Origin of the sequence: Nocardia sp. NBC_00416, from assembly GCF_036032445.1 — a bacterium.
Classification (GTDB): domain Bacteria; phylum Actinomycetota; class Actinomycetes; order Mycobacteriales; family Mycobacteriaceae; genus Nocardia.
In genome coordinates this window covers 1,939,687-1,961,099 of the sequence record NZ_CP107932.1, presented here as the reverse complement: position 1 = coordinate 1,961,099, position 21,413 = coordinate 1,939,687, and the positions used below count along the sequence as shown (strand labels likewise).

Here is a 21,413-nt window from a genome sequence, read left to right as displayed (position 1 = left end):
GGCCACTGCTGCGGGCCGCTGAGGCCGACGTGGAGCGGTTGCCGGGGTGGCACGCCGCCACGGTGACAGCGGAGACCGTGCGCGAGCGATTGCGCCGGAGCCGGCCGGAGGCGACCGATGAGCTCGAGACCGCGCAGCGGTATCTGAGCCTGCGCGAGTTGGTCGGTGCCGCGATGGACTACGACGACGCGAATCTGCACGGACACGACCTGGCGGCCCAGGCCCATCGACTCGAGACCGTGCTGGCGCGGCGCCGTGAGGTCGCCGGTCTGCAGGCGGCGGTCGACGCCGAGTTCGCCCGTCTGGCCGCCCAACTCGGGGCGGCGACCGATGGCGATGCGACCCGCCCGACCGTGCTGCGCCGCGCGCGGGAGAAATCCCGCGCGGCACTGGAACAGCTGGTCCGGGAATCGGATTCGCTGCGCGGCGAACTGATCGAGGGCAGGCTGCCGCTGCGCCGGGTGCCCGAGCTCCTGAACATGCTCGCGCCCCAGGACGAGGCGCTGCGCGCGGCGGCGCAGCAGGTGATCGACTACGGCGATCTGGCCGAGAAAGCCACTCGCCGTGCGGAACTGGCCGCGACGCTCGCCCAGCAGGACCGCTACGTGGACGCCGGTCTCGCCGAACTTGCCGGGCAGACCTCGGAATCGGTGAACGACGAAGGCATATCGCTGGGTTCGACCGACTTCCTGGTACCCGATGTCGAGCGCAGGATCCCGCCGGGCAACTGCCTGCCGGTGGCGGGCCGGTCAGCGCTGAACTCGGTGGGCGCGCCGATCCCGCCGGGACTGGCCGGTTTCGTCGCGGGCCCCGATGGTGTGTCGGCCCGCGAGGCGGCGAAACTGCTGCGCGCGGACTGGCACCCGGGCGGCTTCGATTCGACCGACGCCATCCGCGCGCATCTGCGCGCCAACGGCGGCGCGGTGGTCGCGGTGCTGGTCTTCGACGGCTTCGGGCGCAAAACCGTCGGCGGCCACGCGGTTTCCTTCGAACTCGACGGTGACCGGGTCGTGGTCAACGACGACGGTCAGGTGACCGACTACGACGACTGGGCCCGCCCGGACAATGTGGTCGGGATCTTCGGTTTCGTTTTCAACGCCGACGGCACCGCGGCCCGCCCGCTCGCCGACGGCGAAGAGTCGGCGGCCGTGGCAGGCACCGATTTCGAGGACACCAATGCCGGCGCGAAGCCGGACCCGGACCGGACCGGACCGGCTCCCGCGGAATATGAAGTAGCGCCGCCGATCAGCACCGCGTTCTACCGGCCCGACCTGGTCACGGGTGTCGGCGTCAAGAAGCCGACCATCGGCGCGGACGGGTTGTTCTACGGGGAGGACGGTGAGCTGTACAACACCAACAATGAAGAGTTCTTCCTGATCGGCGCCGGCCCGACGGATATTCGAACCGGGAATTACGGGGATTTCTTCGAGGATTTCCAACGGGTGGGCTCGCCGCACGCGGTGCTGTACAGCACGTATGCGGATCCGGGTGCCGGGCCGATCGCGTTCGGCTACTGGAAGATCGTCGACGGCGAACTGAAGGGGGTCAATTTCAGTAGTGGGACATTCCTGGACGGCCCGGCGGACCTGGCCGAGCAGTTGAAGTTCGGAGCCCAGCTGCGGAAATGGCTCGATGCGCACCATGTGGACACCTCGAGTGTCGAGTACATTCGCGGCACCCTGGACGGCGAGGTGTGGCGTCCGTGGATCGACGGGCTGGAGCCGACGGCCGGTGAATTCTTCACCGCGGACCCCTTGTCCGCTGCTCGAAGGCTGTTCTGCAGCGTCGGCGACGGCTTCTGGGTGGACGTCGACGGAGTCGAGTCGACTCCTGGCCGCGCGGCGGTGTCGGTGACGCTGAATCTGTTGAGCGGCGCGTCCGGCAGGTTCACCTGGACCCTCACCGAGCAAGACGGCGCCTACACGGCCGTAGTCTCGGACAAGGACTGGGAATCGTCCGCGAGGGAACTCGCCGCGGCATTCGACGACCTGGACACGCATGTGATCGCTTCATGGCCGGCCCGCCCGGACGCGGCGGACGCCGATACCGTCGGCGAACCAGGGTCCTCGACGTCGGAAAGCGAGCAATCGCAGCCGCTTCCCGATGCCCTCCCGACGCTGCCCGACCGGGCCCGGTCTCTGATCGATCAACTGCTGCCGCCGGGAGCGATCGGCTACGAACTCGACGGAGGCGAGCTCACCGCGGCCGCCGGAGACGGGGACCCGGGTTTCACGGCCGGCCGTCTCGTCCTGGAACGGCTGGGTATCCCCGCCTCTGACGCACCCGGATTCCAGGGCGCCCGCCGCCCGAACTCCGGGCTGCCGCAGTGGCCGGATGGCGTGGTCGGAGCCATCACCCCGGTGTGGTCGCCGGACGCCTACGCGGCGGCGGTGGTAGCCAACAGTCAGGATTACCGGGGGCTCGGCATCGGTGTGGGAATGAACGAACCCATGTCCATCGAGCGGAGCGCCACGGAACCGCGAGGTTTCGTCGACGCCGAGGAATGGATCTGGCTGCAGGAGGTCGGTGGCCCGGATCTGGCTCACGACGGGGTCCAGCTGGAGCCGCTGCTCCTGGCCGTCAAGGACTCCGTCGGTGAAGCCTTGGACGGGTTGGTCCTCGAGGAAGTCCGGGCCCGGAACATCCATGTGACCCTCAACCTCGCCACCGGCACCTTCCGGGCGACCCTGAGCGTCGGCGGGGCCGCTTTCGTCGGTGCTCCGGTAGAGGTGGTGTCGGGCGGATGGAGCGTGGGGGAAGACAGAGTAATAGTCGCGGTCGCCGCGGTGCGATGGGAAGGTGACCCGGGTAGCGACCCGACTGCCGCCGAGCCGGGTGCTGGTGCGCCGCTCGGTGGATCGGCCGACGGGACCGTCCCCGCTCTCGGACCGCGCGGTTCGATCGTGAACCGTGACCGCCCGGCGGAGCGGCTGCGGCAGGAGTTGGCCGAGTTCGCCGAGCGCGGGGAACCGGCATCCCTGCCCCGCGCCGACCGGGCCCGGCTGCGCTGGTTGGAGCTGGTGCGCGAGGAGACGGCTGAGACCGACGCCTACCTCACCAGGATGCAGCCGTCGGCGTCGGTATCGGTGCGCTCCTACGAGCACGAGCCGGATGCGGAAGGGGACGGCATCGGGCAGGCGAGCATGACCGTCGCCTACGGCGACCCCGAGACCGCGGACCGGGTCATCTGGTTCGCGACCGACACCGCGCGCGGCGAGTACGGGATCAGCTCGCTCATGGTCGAGGCCGCTGATATGTACGACGACGAACTGCGTAGCGCGCAGAGCGAGGATCCACCCCGGACGGTCGCGGTGATGGCGGTGGTGCGCTACGACGACACCACACACCCGGAGGGCGACTGGGCCGATGACCTCGAGGCCCGGGATCGGGCGGCCGGCGCGCGGCTGGCCCACCAGATCCGCGCGTTGAACGCGGCTCGACGCGAATCGTCCGGGCAGCGTGCGCTGATCACGCTGCGTGGTAAAGGCAACGGTCACGGCGGCGACCTGATCCTGGCCGCGCTGGCACAGGAACAGTTGTCCGGCGAGGTCGACACGGTGGATGCCCAGCCGAGCCACGATGTGCTCCGCTCGGTGACCGCCGACTTGGACGTCGATGAGCAGCGCCCCCTCGCGGAGGCGGCGTGGCAGGGCTATCGGCCGGGTATGCCGGTCACCGACGTCGTGGACTGGTGGAGTGGGCTGACCTTCGTGGGTGGGCCGGCGTTGGCCGCGGTCATGCCGGGACGACTCGGCGCGGCCGACGCGGTCCCTCCGCAGTGGCGCCACGAGGCGGCCGTGCAGTTGCTGCGCACGGAACTCGCCGAATTGCGGGCCGTCGCCGAACCGTCGCCGCGACAGCGAGACCGGATCGAGCATCTGGAAGCCACGGTGACCGCGCTGAACCGCGCGGCACGCGCCGCCGCGCGGCTGCCGGGCAAAGCGACCGTCGAGGTCCGCGCGCTCGACGTGGCATACGAGGACGGCGCAGGCACCCCGGTGGTGGCGGTCGGGGGCCTGGACGGCGGCCCCGCCCGGCAGATCCGGGTGCACGTGCTGGCCGGTGAGCCGGACCCGGCAGCCTTGGACGCGGAGTTGCAGAACATCGTCGCCGACCGCCAGAAAGCGAGCGACGAGTACAGCCGGGTACTGACGGTGGTGTGGCAGGGCACCGACCCGTGGCGGCTGGTCCGCGATATCGAAAGCCTGGCCAGGGAATGGCAGGTGCAGGTCGCCATATCGGACTCTCTCCCAGCGGAATGGGATCTGGTAGTGACACGGCCTCGCGAAGCGAGGGCGATGGACCTGCGGCTGCACGACAACGGCGACCCCGCCGCGGCCGCGCTCGTCTCCCGGGCGCACGCGATGGTGACCGCCGCCGTGGCCCTGGAAGACACCGGGATCGACACCGGCATCCAGCGCACCGCCGCCGACCTCGGGTTGAGCCTGGTGTGGTTGCTCGTGGAAGACGAGCAGCGCAGTCGTCTGCTCCGCCGCGGAATCGAGGACTGGGCACGAGACGAGCGGGTGGATGTCGGGGAGCTGCTCCGCCCCGGATCGGACACCTGGACCGAATGGTTCGACCGGTTCGTCGCCGCGCGCACGGAACTGGCCGGACTGCTCGACCCGCCACGTACGGCCGTGGAGTTGGAGAACGACGCGACGCTGCGTCAGGTACTGGCCGACCTGCGCGAGATGGGCCCCGAGGACAAGCCCGCCGCACTGGCCGAAACCGAACGCTTCGTGTCCGCTGTGCGTGTCGTGCTCGAATCGGTCGAACAGATCCGCCGGCGCGGGGACCGGGCCGAGCAGATCGAAAAGCTGGAAGACGCGCTGCACGACGCCCATGACCGGGCCGGGGACGATCCCGCCGGTCACGGCGAGTTCTTCCAGTGGATGGTCGCGCAACTGCAGCAGGTCGATGGCCTCGCCGGAGAGCTGCTGGTGTCGCGCACCGAATTCGACAACTTGTCGCCGTGGTCCGAAGAGCCGTCGGACGCGTTGATCGAGGTCATGTTCAGATACGACGCGGTGGTCACCGAGCCGCCATTGGGCGCGGACACGAAAGCCCGGCTGCGCACGCTGCTGAGCGTGGCGCGGGAAAGCCTTCGATTCCTGATCGGCGGTGACCCGGCGCAGGCGAGAGCCGAGGCGCTGGACCGGATGCAAGCCCAGCCGACGACGGCCGACCTGGTCACCGAGTACCGCGAACTCGTCTTGCTGATGGACCGGTTCGATCGGTTCCAGTACCTCGAGGAGGAGCAGACCCGCCTGGACGACGAGATTCACCGGGCCGTGGACGTGCTCACCCGGGCCCTTGTCACCCGGGCCGCTGCGACCCAGGTCGACGGCGATGCCCCGTATACCGCGCCGAGCCCGTCGAAGCCGGCGGACGAATCGTCGAGATCGGAGGAACTTTCTTCACAGGAACCGGATTCCGGTGAAGTCTCGTCGCCGGTGGAGGGAACGCCGGAAGTCGCCGAGAGCAGCGAACTCGACGGTCGATCGGCCTCGCCACGCGGCGGCCGGGATACGACGGCCGGCGAGGTACGCGGCGGTCCGCTCGAGCAGCCGCCCGCACCGCCGTCGGCGCCGGGCGAGGGCCAGGGTAGGCGCGGTGCCGGGGTCGCCGACGGCGCGGCGGCGGATGACGCGGTTCTCGATTACTTCGACAACCGGTCGGAGGGGAACAATTGCGCGGCTTTGGTGCAGGGTGTGGCGGGGGTGTGGGTGGCGCCGGGGCAGGCGGTGTTGATGGATCCGGTGTCGCCGCGGGATCCGGGTGTGGTGCGGGCGGGGATGTCCGGCACCCGGTTTGCGCAGGGGTTGGCGGGGGATTGGTTGCCGGAGGCGTTGGGGTCGGGTCGGTTGGGGCTGGCGGAGGTGATCGGCCGGGTTCGGGATCGTGATGGTGGTGTGGGGATGATGGCGTTGGCGTTGGAGGGCGACCACGCGTTGGGGCATGCGGTGTTGGTGGTCGAGGTGAATGAGAGGTTGGTCGAGCGTTTCCCGCATCTGGAGGGGTATCGCGGTGAGGTGGTGGTGTTCGACAACGCGTATGCCGGTGCTGATGAGCACGGTTTCGTTGTCGGGCGGACTGCGGTGGATCAGTGGGGTCACGATGTGGGTGCTGTGGTGGAGCATTTGCATGGGGTCGGGTTCGGTAAAGACGGTATGGCGCTGCAGCAGTTGGCGGCGGGACAGGTTCCGGCACAGCGCGGCCCGGTAAAGAATCTGGGGGCTGCGCTGCCGCGGATGCGTGAGTGGCTGGACGGCCACTTGCCGCAGTTGCCGGGCCGCGGTGGCTCCGGCGAACGGCCGCGCGCGGCGCCTTTTGCGCATCGTTGGCCGTGGCATGCGGACGGTGAGTACGGGATCAGGTCCGGCCGGGCGCAGTATCTTCGCCGGTCGGTGGAGACGCAGCGGGGCGCGGACACGTGGCGGCTCCATTCTCCGGCCGAGACATCGACACCGGACGATGCGGCCACCGAAATGCCGTCGGCAGCGGAAGAGTCGGCCGACCGGTCGGGCTCCACGGCGGGTACGACCGAGCCGCCATCGCCCGCCAACGCACCCGATTCCGACTCTGGGCTCGCCTACTACGAGACCGCACCGATCGATTCCCCGCGAGCGGCTCAGGTGCGGTCGGTGCGCATGGGGGTCGAGAGGGAGCGTCGGGAGCGGGCGATCGATGCGGATGGAACACAGTTGTGGCCGGATGCGGGTCGGCATTACCGACTGAACGGCATGATCGGCCTGTTGAACGAGCTGTCGGATGTGATGGACGGGTTGGCGCCGGTCCCGCCGGAACGCCTCCCGTTGCTCGAAGAGTTCGTACACCGGGTGGGCGCATGGTCGGCGAGTGCGGAAGAAGTCCGCACTGCCACCGCCGCGAACGGGCAGCTGCCGCACGAGGCCACGATCGCGGACCAACGGGCCCGGCAGTCAGCGGCAGAGAACCGTGTTCGAACGGCCCTCAGCATGGTCGAGCCTTTCGAGGCGCGAGCGCTCATGGAATCCGAGGCTCGGGAGGAGCCGATAGGCCCTCGCGATATGGGCCTGCTCCGGGGCCTCGACCGCGACCGGTTGCGCCAGGTGTCCGAAATGATCTTCGACGAGCTGGTGCAGGCCGAGGAAGCCGTCGATCCGGAGAGCGAGCACGTATGGGAGGCCAGGGAACGGTACTTCGCGCTGGAACGAAGGCTCGCGTTGCTGAGGGAACTGCGGGATGCCAGACCGCTCCAGGGGGTGGGCAGGAAACGGCTCGCGTTGCTGATCGAGCACTTCGAGGCGACGTCGGAGTTCCTGAACGCCACAGCGGCCGCCGAACGAGAGCGTCAGGTCGCCCGGGCTCTCGAGGGCTATTCGGCGGCCGACCGCGCTGTCCGCCACCTCGCGGCGAGGCTCGGTGCGCCGGATGCCGCGAGCGCCCGCCCGGCGACTCTGGTGGACTTGCGGATCAGCGAACTCGATGCTGCGGGCGGGTTGCTCGAGGTATCGGATCAGGATTTCGCGGATGAACCTTCCGGAGGCGTTCCGAACCTCCCGGGACCGCCGAAGGCGCTGGACAAGACTTTCGCCTCGCAGGACACGCTGGGAGGCGGGTTGCGGATTGCACCCGATGCCGCCGAGGCAGCGGACGAGCCCGGCGACACATCGCAAACCCCATACCCGGAGCCGGCGCCGGGGTTGGAAGAATTCCACTCGGCGGAGACGCTGGGGGGTGGGGTGTGGATTGCACCCGATGCGGCCCGGGCAGCGGACCGACCCGGCGACACGTCGCAGAACCCGCCTGGGCACGACGCGCCCGAAGTATGGGCGGACGGGCAGTGGGTCGGCCCGCCGGCGGCAGCGACGTCGAGTTCAGATGGCCAGGCGGATTATGCCGACTCCGGTGTCTGGTGGCCGGGGGCGCCGGGCCAGCCCGACCACTGGTCGCCGACACCTCTGGACGGCGTCGATGAGCAGTCGGCCGGATCACCCGAGGAGCGGGCGGCCGCATCGCGGGCCGGGCGCGCCGGATCGCCACGGGAACCCGGGCCGCGGCAGCCGACTCTCGGAGACGGCGAGATCTTCAGCAGCGTGGAGCCCGCGACACCGCCGGCTGACGATCGGTCCCTGCGGGAGTTGACCGAGGCGCGGCGTGCGGCAGTGGAGCTGCCGGAAGTCGATCCCGGTGTGGCGGCGTACGACTACCTGGACAACCGGTCGGGGGAGAACAATTGCGCGGCTTTGGTGCAGGGTGTGGCGGGGGTGTGGGTGGCGCCGGGGCAGGCGGTGTTGATGGATCCGGTGTCGCCGCGGGATCCGGGTGTGGTGCGGGCGGGGATGTCCGGCACCCGGTTTGCGCAGGGGTTGGCGGGGGATTGGTTGCCGGAGGCGTTGGGGTCGGGTCGGTTGGGGCTGGCGGAGGTGATCGGCCGGGTTCGGGATCGTGATGGTGGTGTGGGGATGATGGCGTTGGCGTTGGAGGGCGACCACGCGTTGGGGCATGCGGTGTTGGTGGTCGAGGTGAATGAGAGGTTGGTCGAGCGTTTCCCGCATCTGGAGGGGTATCGCGGTGAGGTGGTGGTGTTCGACAACGCGTATGCCGGTGCTGATGAGCACGGTTTCGTTGTCGGGCGGACCGCGGTGGATCAGTGGGGTCACGATGTGGGTGCTGTGGTGGAACACCTGCATGCGGTCGGGTTCGGTAAAGACGGTATGGCGCTGCAGCAGTTGGCGGCGGGACAGGTTCCGGCACAGCGCGGCCCGGTAAAGAATCTGGGGGCGGCGTTTTCGCGTATGCGTGAGTGGCTGGACGACCAGCTGTCGCAGTTGCCGGGCCGGGGTGCCCCCTACGAACGGGAGCTCGCGGCACCGTTTGCCCGTCTCTGGCCGTCGGATGAAGACGGCCAGTACGGGATCGGGCCCCGCCGAGGGTGGAGCCTGAGGCGGTTGGCGGACCTCCAGCGAGGTGCGGACAAGTGGCGGCTCGATGCGGCGGAGAAATTCCGGGACGCGGTGACGGCGTTGCGTTTGGACGCGACGCGTCCTGTAGCCGAACATGTCGCCGCGCTGGGTGATCCGGCCGAGGTCCGGAGTAAGCGGCGCCGCGGGCACATCGAGGCGGTGCGTCGCTATCACTACCTGCAGCAGGCGCACACCTGGTTGGACGCGGTGAGTGCCGATCTGCACAAGGTGGTGCTGGCGCGTACCTTCTGGGCGAGCACGCTGGCCCATAGATTCCGGGCACTGGGCATCGATATCGGGACCGAATCCGAAACCAGGAGCTCGGGGGTCACCCTGGCGCAGCAGCTCGCCGACGGGATCCGCGATTGGGACGCCGAGGAGCGGCAGGAGAAGTCCGCCGAGCTGGCCGAACTGGATCAGTTCATCGAGAAACTGCGGATGGCCGACGCCGAACTGAATCGGCTCGCGATGGCGTTGGATGAGGGTCTGGTCGACCTGGCCGAACCGGAACTGTTCGATCACGAAGCACCCGACGAGTTCAACACCTACACAGTGGTGCGCACTTTCAAGAATATGTACGGGCCCGCCGCAGTGGAATCAGCCGAGGACAGTCTCCCGGACGGTGACAGGTCCGGTCGGTTCGATCGGGATCATCGCCTGCAGGACATAATCCAGGACGAGCGCTTGCAGGACCGGCTACGTGGTCGAATGGTGCGACTGCCGGGTTACAAAAACATGGACGCATTGCTGAAGGCACTGCCCTCGGGGTCTTCGATCACCGTTGTGGACAAGAGCTACCTGATTCCGCGACGTTACACCCTCATCAATTGCGAGGGCATCGTTATCGAGAGCGATCCTGCCAACAGGGTCTACGAGGAATTCGACCCGAATTTCCGGGATCGCCCGAAGGACCCGGACTTGTACGGGATCGTCGCTGGTGCCGACGGGGTCCTGCTGCATCCGGCCGAACTGTTCGGAAACCTCCCGTTTCCGTTGGAGCCGGTCGAACCTCCGGAGCGCAGGTACCAGGAGCTCCAGATGTATGCCCTCGATGTCGAACGCGGCGACGAATGGCGGCGGGCTCGGGGAATCGCCGACGAACTCGGGCAGCAGCTGGTGCGCCCGGAGGACAGTGAAGAAGTTCTGGCCAGGGTCTCCGGTGAGGATGGGCCGCGTGCCGGGCGGGTGCGGGAATTGCGTCGCGTGCTCACCCGGCATCGGCAGATCACGGCGAAAATCGCCGAGGTCACAGAGCTCGACCGAGCCAGAACGCAGGCGGTGCTGGTGCAGCACATCGTGTCCGCGCGGGTGGCGGCGGCAACCGCGGTGCCGACGCCGCCGTCGCTTGCCGAGCCGGAAAAGATGAATGATGCCCTTATCCGGGCGAACTCGGATGTGGAGCGCGCCGATCAGGCGTTGGACAGGTGGTTGCTCCAGTTCGGGCCAGGTCCCCGCGTACTCGATTCGATAGAGCTGTACAAATTCTACTGCGGCCCCGTGACGATCCGGGCCGTGTCGGCGCTGACCGGGAATTCGACGATCACACCGATAGAACGCGGTGTCGCCCTGTCGGGTACCGCATTTTTCGAGTTGGTAACCGCGCTGGGCGCCCTCCCGCAAGTGTTCGACGACTACGAACATCTATTGAAATATCTGCCGGACACAGGAGTTACCTGTGTAGTCGACGATTTCGGTGTATACGGTCTCACATATCTGATCGTTTCGCTGGGCTCATATCGCATTGTGTACGACGAAAACGGTATCCTTGTGCACGACTTCCCGCCGATCCCGGCCGACCCCTTGCAGGACAAACCGCGTGCCTTCGTGCTCAGCCCGGCGGGCGAATCCCGGTTCCCGCTGCCCGACGACAGCCGCCGCCGCCTGCAGGAGCTGGCCCAGCAGCTGAGCGAGCCCATGATCGCGGCCACCCGGGCCGGGATGAACCGACAGGAGTTCTTGGACACGGTCGTCGGCGGGCAGGAGATCACCGGCATCCTTGCTGAAGCCGACGAGGTGATGACCGTAGCAGTGGAGTCCGGATTCCCCACGGCACCGCAACAGCCGGTTGCGTCGGATCCGCTGCTTCCGAAGGTGCTGGAACGGGTGGATCAACTGCTGGCCGGCATACCCGCTCTGGCGCTCGATCCTGTGGTGGCGAAGGAGACCGCACCACAAGACGGGCCGCCGTCGAACCCCGCCGACGCACAGCCGGAACAGCCGCCGGCCGACAATGGTGACGCGGTGCGGAATTCGCCGTTTACGGCCGGGAGGGCGTCGGGGCGCTCGGGCGAGGGGCGCGTCGACCGAGTTGGCGACAGCGAGGCCCCGGAAGGCCCTTCCACCCGGGCATCCGAGATGCCGGGGTCTCAGGTGGGCGGACAACCTTCCACAGAGCTGCCGCCCAGCGTGCGACGAGCGATCGCCGCGGCCGCGAAACATGTCGATGAGGTGGTTGTCGCCGCGCTCAGCCCGGCCGTTCAACTCGGCGTCGACACCGCGAACCTGACCCCAGCGGAGATCAGCCGTGCGGTGACCGAGGTGTTGAGCACCCACGAGAGGCAGTACGAAGCCGCCCTGCGGCAGTTCGTCGTCGACGACACCACATCGCGCGTACTGCTCGACGCGGAGTTCATACCCGAGTTGGTTGCAAGATTCCGGATCGCCGCCGAACACGTCGAGACCGCTCGCGTGTACGAGAACGACGTACGCGAGGCGCTGGCCGTGCTGGTCGCCCGCACACTGCTCCCCACCGAAGAGGCACAGCCGATCGCCGAGGGCGTCGTAATGGTGCGGGGCGACTCCCCGCGTATTGTCGTCGCGTCGCCGCTGCGCAACCAGGAAAGCCTGCTGGACGCGGTGGCGCCGGGGTTGCGTAGCTGGGCCGAGCTCGCCGGTGTGCCGATCGAGTACCGGCGTGTGCGGATCGATGCCCAGGGACGATTGACGGTCGCGCTGGTGTCCGGCGCGCACACCGAGTTCGAGCCGGGGATTCGTTTTTACGTCGACGATGAACACGCGGCGTGGATGAACGAGCTGGTCGACGAGCGGTCTTTTGCGGAGAAGTTGGCCGAGGCCAGAGCCTCAGGTGAGCGCTCACGCGAGCCGGCGAGGACTACGGGCCATCTCAATGGATCCGAGAAGGTCGAGCTGGTCACCCACAACAACGGTTATCGCGTGATCGAGAAGAAGGTCCGCAACGTCGAGCAGCGGGAGGCCGAGATACTGGGATCGGCTGTCCTCCGGGCGGTCGGCGTGGATGCTCCGGAGGTGCTGAGGCTCGACGAGCTGGACGAATTCGGCGAATCCGACGATATCGACGAGCTCGTCGTCCTGATCGAATATGTGCCGGGAACCGATGCGAACGCGCTCGGCCAGAAAGATCTCTGGTGGCGATACTTCGATACCCCGAGCGGTCGGCGTCTCGGTAAGGCAGACTTCCTGCTCCAAGCAGTGGACCGTTATCTGAACGAGAACTTGCGAATCGGTCTCTTCCGCGACGATGTGCGGCCCATCGACAACGGTGTGCTGTTCAGGGGGCGATTGCGGCGCGACGGACTCCACCGCCGGTTCCTGTCGAAAGACTTGGAACCGATTCCGCACGACATTCCGCGAGCCGAACTCGCGGCGGACCGCGAGCGAATCATGGAACTGCATCCGGAGTTCGTGCGACCGAATCGCCGGGACTGGTACCAGACCGTTCTGGAAAATTTGACGTTGCTCGAGCAGTACGCGGTCGGTGGTGAGTCTTCGCGGACGGAGGCGCCGCTCGAAGAGGTCCTGGAGGTGCTCGAACGGCGTGGGGACCGCCTGGTCGAAGAACTCGGTCTCGTGCAGCGCCTGAAACCACAGGGATGGCGCAGAGAACTGGCGGAGCTGAACGAGCGGGCGCTGGCCCGTGGTGACGATCGGACCGGCATCACGGCGCTCATCGGCGTAGTCAAGCTGCACTTGCACGTTCAGATGCTCCTCCTGGGAGTCGATGAACTGGCGGAATCGCACGAGCTGCTCGACCACTACCTCGACCGGGTGTCCCAGCGGCTTGCCGACCTGGATGAGCAGTCACAATCACAGGTGAGCGGCGAGACCCACGCGCAGTGGACGGAACGCTTCGACCGCGAGATCCAGCGGGTCCTGGAGGACCGAGCGAAAAGGCCGGCACCCGGAGCCCGGGATGTGCAGTCCGGCGGTTCCACCCCGTCGCAGCGGTACTCCGGCGACCCCCGGACCGTGGTGGAACCGCCGTCGGCCCCGGCCGACGGCGACGCCGCTTACACCGTGCCGACCGCCATGGCCGGTCCGGAAACACAGGACCAGCCCGGGCTGCCCGGCGCGCGTGGGCGCGCGCAGTCGCGGGTACTGCACGGCGAGCCCGGGCACCGCAATGACTGTGTGCCGGTGGCTTTCGGGAGGCTGGTGGAGTTGCACCAGCGTGCTGATCTGGTGGATCTGTCGAAGCTGTTTCCCCTAGGGCCGCAGGGGGTGTCGGGACGGCAGATCGTCGATGCGTTGTTCGGGGATCGTCCGGCTGGTTTCGGTAGCCGTGGGGCGGTGGCGCAGGCGGTGCTGGATGGTGGCACGGGGGCGTCGGCTGTGCTGTTCGAGGAGTACGACGGTATCGGTATGGGTCATGCCGTGGTTCTGGTGAACCGGGGCGGTGAGGTGGTGGTCCTGGACAGCGACACCGACGAGGAGGTGGGGTTCGAGGAGTGGGACCGCACGCATACCGGACCGACCGGGGTGTGGGCGGTGGTCGTGGCCGATGGCCGGATCTCGGCGGAGGCGGGAGACCCGACGTTGCCGCGGTTGCCGCTCGATGCCGTATTCGGACGGCAGCCGGGTCCCGCCGACGAACCATCGCGCGGCGAGAGTGTCGAAGCGGATCACCAGCCGTACGCCCAGGAAGGGCGCCGCGTCGCGAAATTCGGGGAACCCGAGCCGCGTGAGCGACCAGCAGGGGAACCCCCGTCGGCCGAGGCGACGTTGTCGGCGGCTACCGTCGCGCGGGAACTGGGACTCTCGCCCGACGGCGCGCGTGCGCTGGACGAAGCGATTCAGGAGCGTGCGGGCCGGGTGGAGTCGTGCATCGCGGACGTGCACGCCTTGCGGGACACGATCCTCGGATTGCTGGGCGAGTCGAAGGCTATCGGTGCGGCCCGGATCGTGACGGATATCCGGGCCGACCTCGATACGCTCTTGGAGGCACGGCTGGCCGAGTTCCTCGAAACCGACCAGGGCAAAGAAGACCGGACTGTCGGGCTGCTGCGCATGGTCACCGATCGCCCGAGCCTCGACGAGGCCGGTGTTCGCGCGCTGACCGACCTCGCTCTCCTGGCCCGTGGCAGGCTCGCGAGCCTGCTCCCCGGGGGGAAGAACCGTTACGCGAGGGACCTGCACGCCGCGGCTCGAGCGCGCCTGGCCGAGCTGGACGCACAGCGCTCGACATTTGAATCCGACCGTGCCGAAAGCGCTCTGCGCAGCTTGTCTTTCGAGGTTCGTCGCCCTGTCGAAGAACTGCAGGACAGGTTCTTCCGCAGCGTGGGCAAGAAGGCGCTGGATCCGGTACGCGTGATCGAGAGCTTGGAGAAGCTGCGAAGTGATATGCCGTCCGCGCAGCAGCGGATCGTAGCCGGCTGGAACAACGCATCGGAGCGCGATCTGCGTCCACTTCTCTCCGAATTGGTGCGGGGTGTCCGCACCAAGGAGGACGTGCTCCTGGCGATGGAGTCCGCCACCGCACCGTGGAGCATCGTCAAGCTCGTCCGCGATGCACTGACCACCATGGATGAATCGGTCCGGTACGAGTTCGCCGAATCATCCCTGCTGGGATTTGTATTCGGCGAACCCGAGATGCGGCAGATCGCAACCTATGAGGCCGCCACGGCGGAGCTGCGCGGCCTGTTCGGCATCGACGAGGTGACCGACTTCCGTGGCGAATTGGCGGAGCAGCGCCACAAACGGCTGATCGACTTCGAGGCGTACGTAGATCCGGCTGACACGCTGTATCTCCACTTCACGCCCAATATCCGGGCGATCGCCCAGTCCGGCGAGCTCAGATCCGGCGCAAGCGACGACATCAATACCATGACTCCGCGTTCCAAAGGAATGCATTTCATCAAGCCAGGTGAATGGCAGGGTTCCGAAGACTACGATCTCTATCTCGGATATCCCGGTGCTACCAACTTCGACAATGGAAGCAGAGTGCCCGATGCGCTCGGCGCCATCGTCGTGATGCCGGTGGGCATGATCGTCGAAGCGGCTCCGCTGCGCAACGAGGTCAAAACGACGACAGCGTTCGATGACAGTCATCTCTCCAGTGACTCCACATTTCGGCCGCTCGACGAATCAGCGCGATACTCGATGTCCATCGAGAACGCCTATTTCATACCCTGCTACAACAACTCTCAGGTGCCTTGGGAAGACCGAGTCACCATAGACCCGAAGACGGGTGAGGCGCAGAAGAAGCCGATTGCCGAGCCGATCCGTGAGGCTTTCCGTCGTGCCGGGTACGACGAGGAGTGGATCGCCCTTCATGTTCTGGACCTGGCCGAGCCGATTCCCGACGGTGTGACTCGCAGGCATGACCCAGAAGGTTATGCGAAGGTGCGCAGGCAGATTGCGGAAGTGCAACGTGAGATCTCCGAAAGGATAGTCCGAGAAGGAAAATACAATGGAAAGTTCGTCGCGCCGTTGCGGACGGAGCTCGGCCGAGAATTCGAGGTCCTGGACGACCATGGGCTGCCACGCAATCGCAAGAACTTTTCGCAAGCCGACAATGCCGTCGAGCGCCTCACAATATTGGAAGGGCCGCGCGGTGACCACGCGGACTCCGACACCGCGGGACTCGCCGGGCAGGAGGGTCCGAGAGATTCACCGGCGGTTACCGGGTTCCACCCCGCGGCGCCGGCCCGGCGCCTCGCCGACCTGGACGCATCACGGATCCGGCGGGGAGACGCGTCCCGCGAGCCGGCGACCCGGATCGGCGGCGAACAACACAACACGGCGTCGCCGCCCGATTGTGTGCCGGTGGCTTTCGGGAGGCTGGTGGAGTTGCACCAGCGTGCTGATCTGGTGGATCGGTCGAAGCTGTTTCCCCTAGGGCCGCGAGGGGTGTCGGGGCGGCAGATCGTGGATGCGTTGTTCGGGCATCGTCCGGCTGGTTTCGGTGATCGTGGCGCGGTGGAGCAGGCGGTGCTGGACGCGGGTCCGGATGGGTCCGCGGTGCTGTTCGAGGAGTACGCCGGCACGGGGATGGGCCACGCGGTGGTTCTGGTGAACCGGGGCGGTGAGGTGGTGGTCCTGGACAGCGATACCGACGAGGAGGTGGGGTTCGAGGAGTGGGACCGCACGCATACCGGACCGACCGGGGTGTGGGCGGTGGTCGTGGCCGGCGGCCGGATCTCGACGGAGGCGGGAGACCCGACGCTGCCGCCCCTGCCGCTGGACGGGACCTTCGGTCAGCAGCCGGGCGGACCGGCGTTCGATCCTGCCGAAGCGGACGGACTGTCCTACGGTCCCGACGGTGAGCGGTACGACACCAACGGCGAAGAGATGCTCGGCCGGCCCGAACTCGTGACCGACGAGAATACGGCCGAATCACGCATCCACGCCCTGTTCGGGGTGTTGCCTGTCGCGGGCGCCGAGAACGCGCCGCTGCCGCTGCTCGACCGGATCTCGGCCGCCGACCTTCTGCTCGCCGCCAGGACCGGGATCGAACTGCACAATGCCGAATTGGCGGAAATCGCCACCAACCCGGAACCGGCGACCATCGAGAACACGGTGCACGCACTGGCCGCGTCGGGCGCACTGCTGTCCGCCCTGATCGAGGTGATGTCGATCCTGTCCACCGCGGATCGGACTCCCGGTCTCCGTGAGGTCGAGCCGACCGTCGTAGAGCTGCTGGCCGAGCATCGCAGCGCGGTGCTGACCGACGAGCGCCTGTTCCGCCGCATCGCCGCCCTGTACGACCGGCGCGGCGACCTCGAATTGGATCCGAGAACGCGTTGGTATCTGGAACGGCTGCATCTGGATTACGTCCGGTCCGGGATGAGTCTGCTGGAGAGCGACAGGGCCGCACTCGCCGATATCAACCGCGAGCTGTCGAAACTGCAGATCGAGTTCAAAGCGAATCAGGTGGCGGCCTCCAATGCCGTCGGCGTCTGGGTGGCCGATGCCGCCGATCTGGACGGTCTGACCGCTGGGCAGATCGCCGCGGCGAAGGCCGCCGCCGGGGACCGCGGCGGTTTCCTGCTGAAGCCCGACCCGGGCTTGAGCGGCTTCTACCATCCCGCGATGGCTTCGCTGCGCAACCGTGCGGTACGTCAGCGGCTGTTCGACACATCGGTCACTCGGTGCGTAGGCGGCGATTTCGACACCAGCCGGAATCTGGTCCGCCAGGCCGAGTTGATGGCGCGGCGCGCGGAGATACTGGGGCGCGACCATCACATGGCGTTCGCGACGGAAGTAGAAGCGTTCGACTCGGTGACCCTGGTGGAGAATCTGCTCGGAAAGCTCATTCCGGCTGCCGTTGCCAAGGCTCGGATCGAAGAGGTGGAGGGCGCCGCGGCAATCGGTCTCGAGCGCCTCGAAGCCTACGACACCGTGTTCGCGATCAACACTCTGAGCGAGCAAAAGTTCGGGATCGATACCAATGAGATCCGCGAATATTTTCAGCTGGATCGAGTGCTGGAGAACGGTGTCTTCTTCGTCGCGGACAAACTGTTCGGGCTGAAGTTCACGGAACGCGACGACCTACCCGTTTACCACCCGGATGTCCGGGCGTTCGAGGTCTTCGACGCCGAGAACGAATCGATCGGATACTTCTTCTTCGACCCCTACTCGCGCGAATCGAAGAACGGCGGCGCATGGACCGATCTCATCCGCGCCAAGTTCGCCCGGACCGGTCAGCGCCCTGTGGTGATCAGTTTGATGAACCATCAGAAACCGGCCGACGGGGACCCGGACCTGATCAGTTGGGATGAAGTTCGCACTGTGTTCCACGAGTTCGCACACGGCCTGAACGTGCTACTCGGCGAGGGCGTGAACGAGCGGACCGCGCGCCGGATGCCGTTCAGTTGGGGCGAGTTCGCGGCCCAGATACTCGAGATGTTCCGGTCACATCCGGATGTGGTCGCCAACTACGCTGTCCATCACCGAACCGGGGCGTCGATGCCGCGGAAGACGATCGACATGTTGGACGAGTGGACAAAGGCACACCGCGGTATTCTGACGGTCGAACGCCTGACATCCGCTCATCTGGACAAGGCGTGGGCGACTCTGCCGGCCGGCCGCATTCCCGGTGGCGAGAACCTTCCCGAGGCGGTCCGCGACTTCGAGAAATCCGCACGGGCCGCGGTCGGTATCGACCTTCCGGAAGTCATGGGCATTTTCACATCCCAATGGTTCGGCCACATATTCGCTCACGCGGGTGGTTTCGGATCCTATGCCGGTCGGTACTGGTCCTATCTTCTGACCGAAGTGATCTCCAGGAACGTCGCCGCCCGCGTCCAGCAGATGATCGACGAACAGGGCGGGCTCACCCGAGAGGTCGGTGATTGGCTGCGCCGTCACGTCTTCGTGCACGAAGAGGCGAACCTCGGTGCGGCCATCCGGGAACTGGTCGGTCCAGAGCCCGACGCAGGGCCATTTCTGGAGGCGAACGGTCTCGATATCACCACCTGGTTCGACGGGATCGAGCTGCCGCGGGCGGCCGACGACGAACTGGTGACGCGAGCGCTGGAGAAGCTGGGGCCGGGCGCGACGATCGACCAGCTGGCCGCGGTCGGCGACGATCTTCCCTCGACCGGGCACCGCGCGGCATGGTGGGCACGGCTCAGTGCCGTCGAGCAGGCGGCACTGATCAGGTCGTATCCGGATCAGGTATGCGCCGTGAGCGTGGCGCCGGAGGCTACGACCGCGGCGAACCGTCAGCGGGTGAAACTGCTCGTGCATTCGTTGAGCACGAAACCGCCGGGCACAGAGCTCACCGCGGCGGAACGCCGGCACCTGCTGTACAGCTGGCGCCTGTGGCAAGGGCTGGCGGTGGCCGACGGGCTGGCCCGCGCGCTGGCCGAGCCACACGAAGTGCGGTTGCTCTCGTTCGATCCGCACACCTCGACGGCCCGTGTCGAATTGCGCCGGGTGGGTCCCGGCGGGAGCGGCGCCACGGTACGCGAACGCACTGTAGGCCCGGATGACGTTTCGTGGCCGGAACAGTTGCTGGCGCCCGCGGTATCGGACCCGCAGAACACGGCGACGACACAAGCGGGCGCGGGCCTCGTGGAGCCGCCGCCCGGCGCCGCACCCGCAGCCCTACCGGCCGACGCGTCACACGTCGCCGCTTCGAGTGCGGAGATCGAAGCGCTTCAGGAGAAACTGCGGCGGGCGCGTTTGCTGCTCGACGACGAGACCAACCGGGTGAACAGCGCTCGATTCGGGCGTGCCGAGCCGTATCCGAGCAAGCTGGTCCGGCCCGGTGATCCGGCGGCCGCGGCTCCTGGTCAGGGCGGGCGCCCCGCTATCAACCTGCGGACGCTTTTCCTGGGCGACACCGTCCTGCTCAGTACTCGGGTATCGGAGGAATCGGGTGATATCGGCACCACAGCCATCGACCCGGCACTGCTGGGTCCGGGTTCGACGCGGTTGTGGCGGCTGCGCCGCGAAGCGGCCACCGGCCGCGCCGAACTGGCCGAACTGCTCAGGCTGGACCCGGATCTGCTGACTCCACGCCGACTCCGGAACGTGTTGGAGTTCGTGCAGGACGAGGTGGCCTCGCTGCGTATACGTGGTTGGGAGACCGCACTGCCCCGTGGTTATCGGCCGACGGAGGTACCGGGCTGGATCGCTCGCGCGATTCGCCACGATGCCGCCTTCGACGCGACGACACCCGATGCGGAGCCCGCGTGGCGCCGTGCGTCCACCGAACTTCGTGACGAGTTGCGCGCACTCCTCGGCGCGTCCCGATCGAAAGTGTCGACGATGTACGTGTCGTTCGACCATCCCACCACTCCGCTGGACGATCTCGAGCACCTCGCGGAAATGACGGGACTCGGCACACTCCGACACCTGGCCGCTGCCGCCGGGCGGTTCGACTTCGAAACTCTGGTCGAGCGTGCGGACGAGTACAACGTGCTGGAACAACGTCTACTCCTGCTCGAGCGGTCCGCGTCGGGGAATAACGGGATCGGTTCTGCCGCGGGACTGCCGTTCGACGGTGTACGCCGTACCCCGAATTCGCGTGAACAGTTTCTCGCCGACTTCCCGGAGGTGCCTGTCGAGGACGCCTTCAACGATATCGACGAGCTTTGCCGCACATTCGTTCTCGATGCGTCCGAGCGGCAACTTGTTCTCGATGCCTACCACGTCGGCCGCTCTCTCTACGGCCCTTTCTTCGCATGGGTCGCCGACGAGATGCTGCCGCGTCTTCATCGCCGTGCGGCCGAAAACCTCGACTGGATGGCGGGGTTCGCGGCGCGGGACGGGCATGTCATGGCAGCAGCGGTACGCGGCCGCGATCCTGTCTTCTTCGCCCGGAACTGCCGAGAATTCAAGTTGTCCCGTAAGCTCATCGAACTGATAGCTCAGGACTACGAGGCGCAGTCCGGGACCCACCTTCCGCTGGGGCCTTCGCTCCGCCGTGAGCTGAGCGAGCAGCAGCTGAAATTCGTTTCGGGATCATTGCGCAGGTACACGAAATATCTGCACGATATGGGAATACCCATCGGGCAGCCCGGCAGCGCCTTTACTTTGGTGGACAACGGATTCCGCGGCACCTCCGAGGAGATCCTCAGAGCCGTGTACAGAAATACGGAATTCAGCGGCGAGTACGCGATGCTGGGTATTTCTCCCGATGATCCCAACCCCCAGACCAAGACAGGGTCTGTGTTCCAGCTGCCGGCCACGGACTGGCAGGGCGGCCCGGTCGGATTCGTCCCGGCCGGCGATATGCGGCTGACCATGTTGTCGAATCAAGCCCTGATTGTGCTGGAGTGCCTCGGCCAAGGACCCGGTCGATCGGTATGGGCCATTACGGACGACGGGTTCGAAACGGATAAGGACCAGTGGGCGGCACGCCGGTACCTACCGATCGTGCGGGACGCCCGTTTCCAGAACGAGTGGGTGGTCCAAGCGGTGAGAACCGCAATTCTTCTCGGTACGGCTCATTACGCGCGTTCCGGTGGCGACGGCGATCTCTATCCTCTCCTCCGGCAGATCCGCTCCTGGATCCTCGAGGACGGCTCCACCGATCCGCGGTTCGCGCTGCTGGCCGACCAACTGTCCCCGAAATGGAAGAATTTCGAACAACCGATGGGTGTCGTCGGGCGGCCGGGGAACCGTCGCACCAGGCCGGGCGGCGACGGTGCGGACGGGGCGGCGTCCGGAGCGGAGCGGGCTCTGGACGATCCGCGGTCGGGCGGGCCGGACGGCGACGAGATGGCAGTGCCCGGTGATCACGCCGGCAGGTGA

Annotated in this window: 1 protein-coding gene (running past one end of the window); it reads left to right on the top strand. The window is 67.1% G+C overall.

From position 1 onward, the window contains the following. Positions 1–21,413 carry the 3' portion of a M3 family metallopeptidase gene (locus tag OG804_RS08290; protein WP_328395556.1) on the top strand. Its footprint begins 101,005 nt before the window's first position, so the window shows 21,413 of its 122,418 coding nt (coding positions 101,006–122,418); its start codon lies off the left edge, out of view; the stop codon is at positions 21,411–21,413.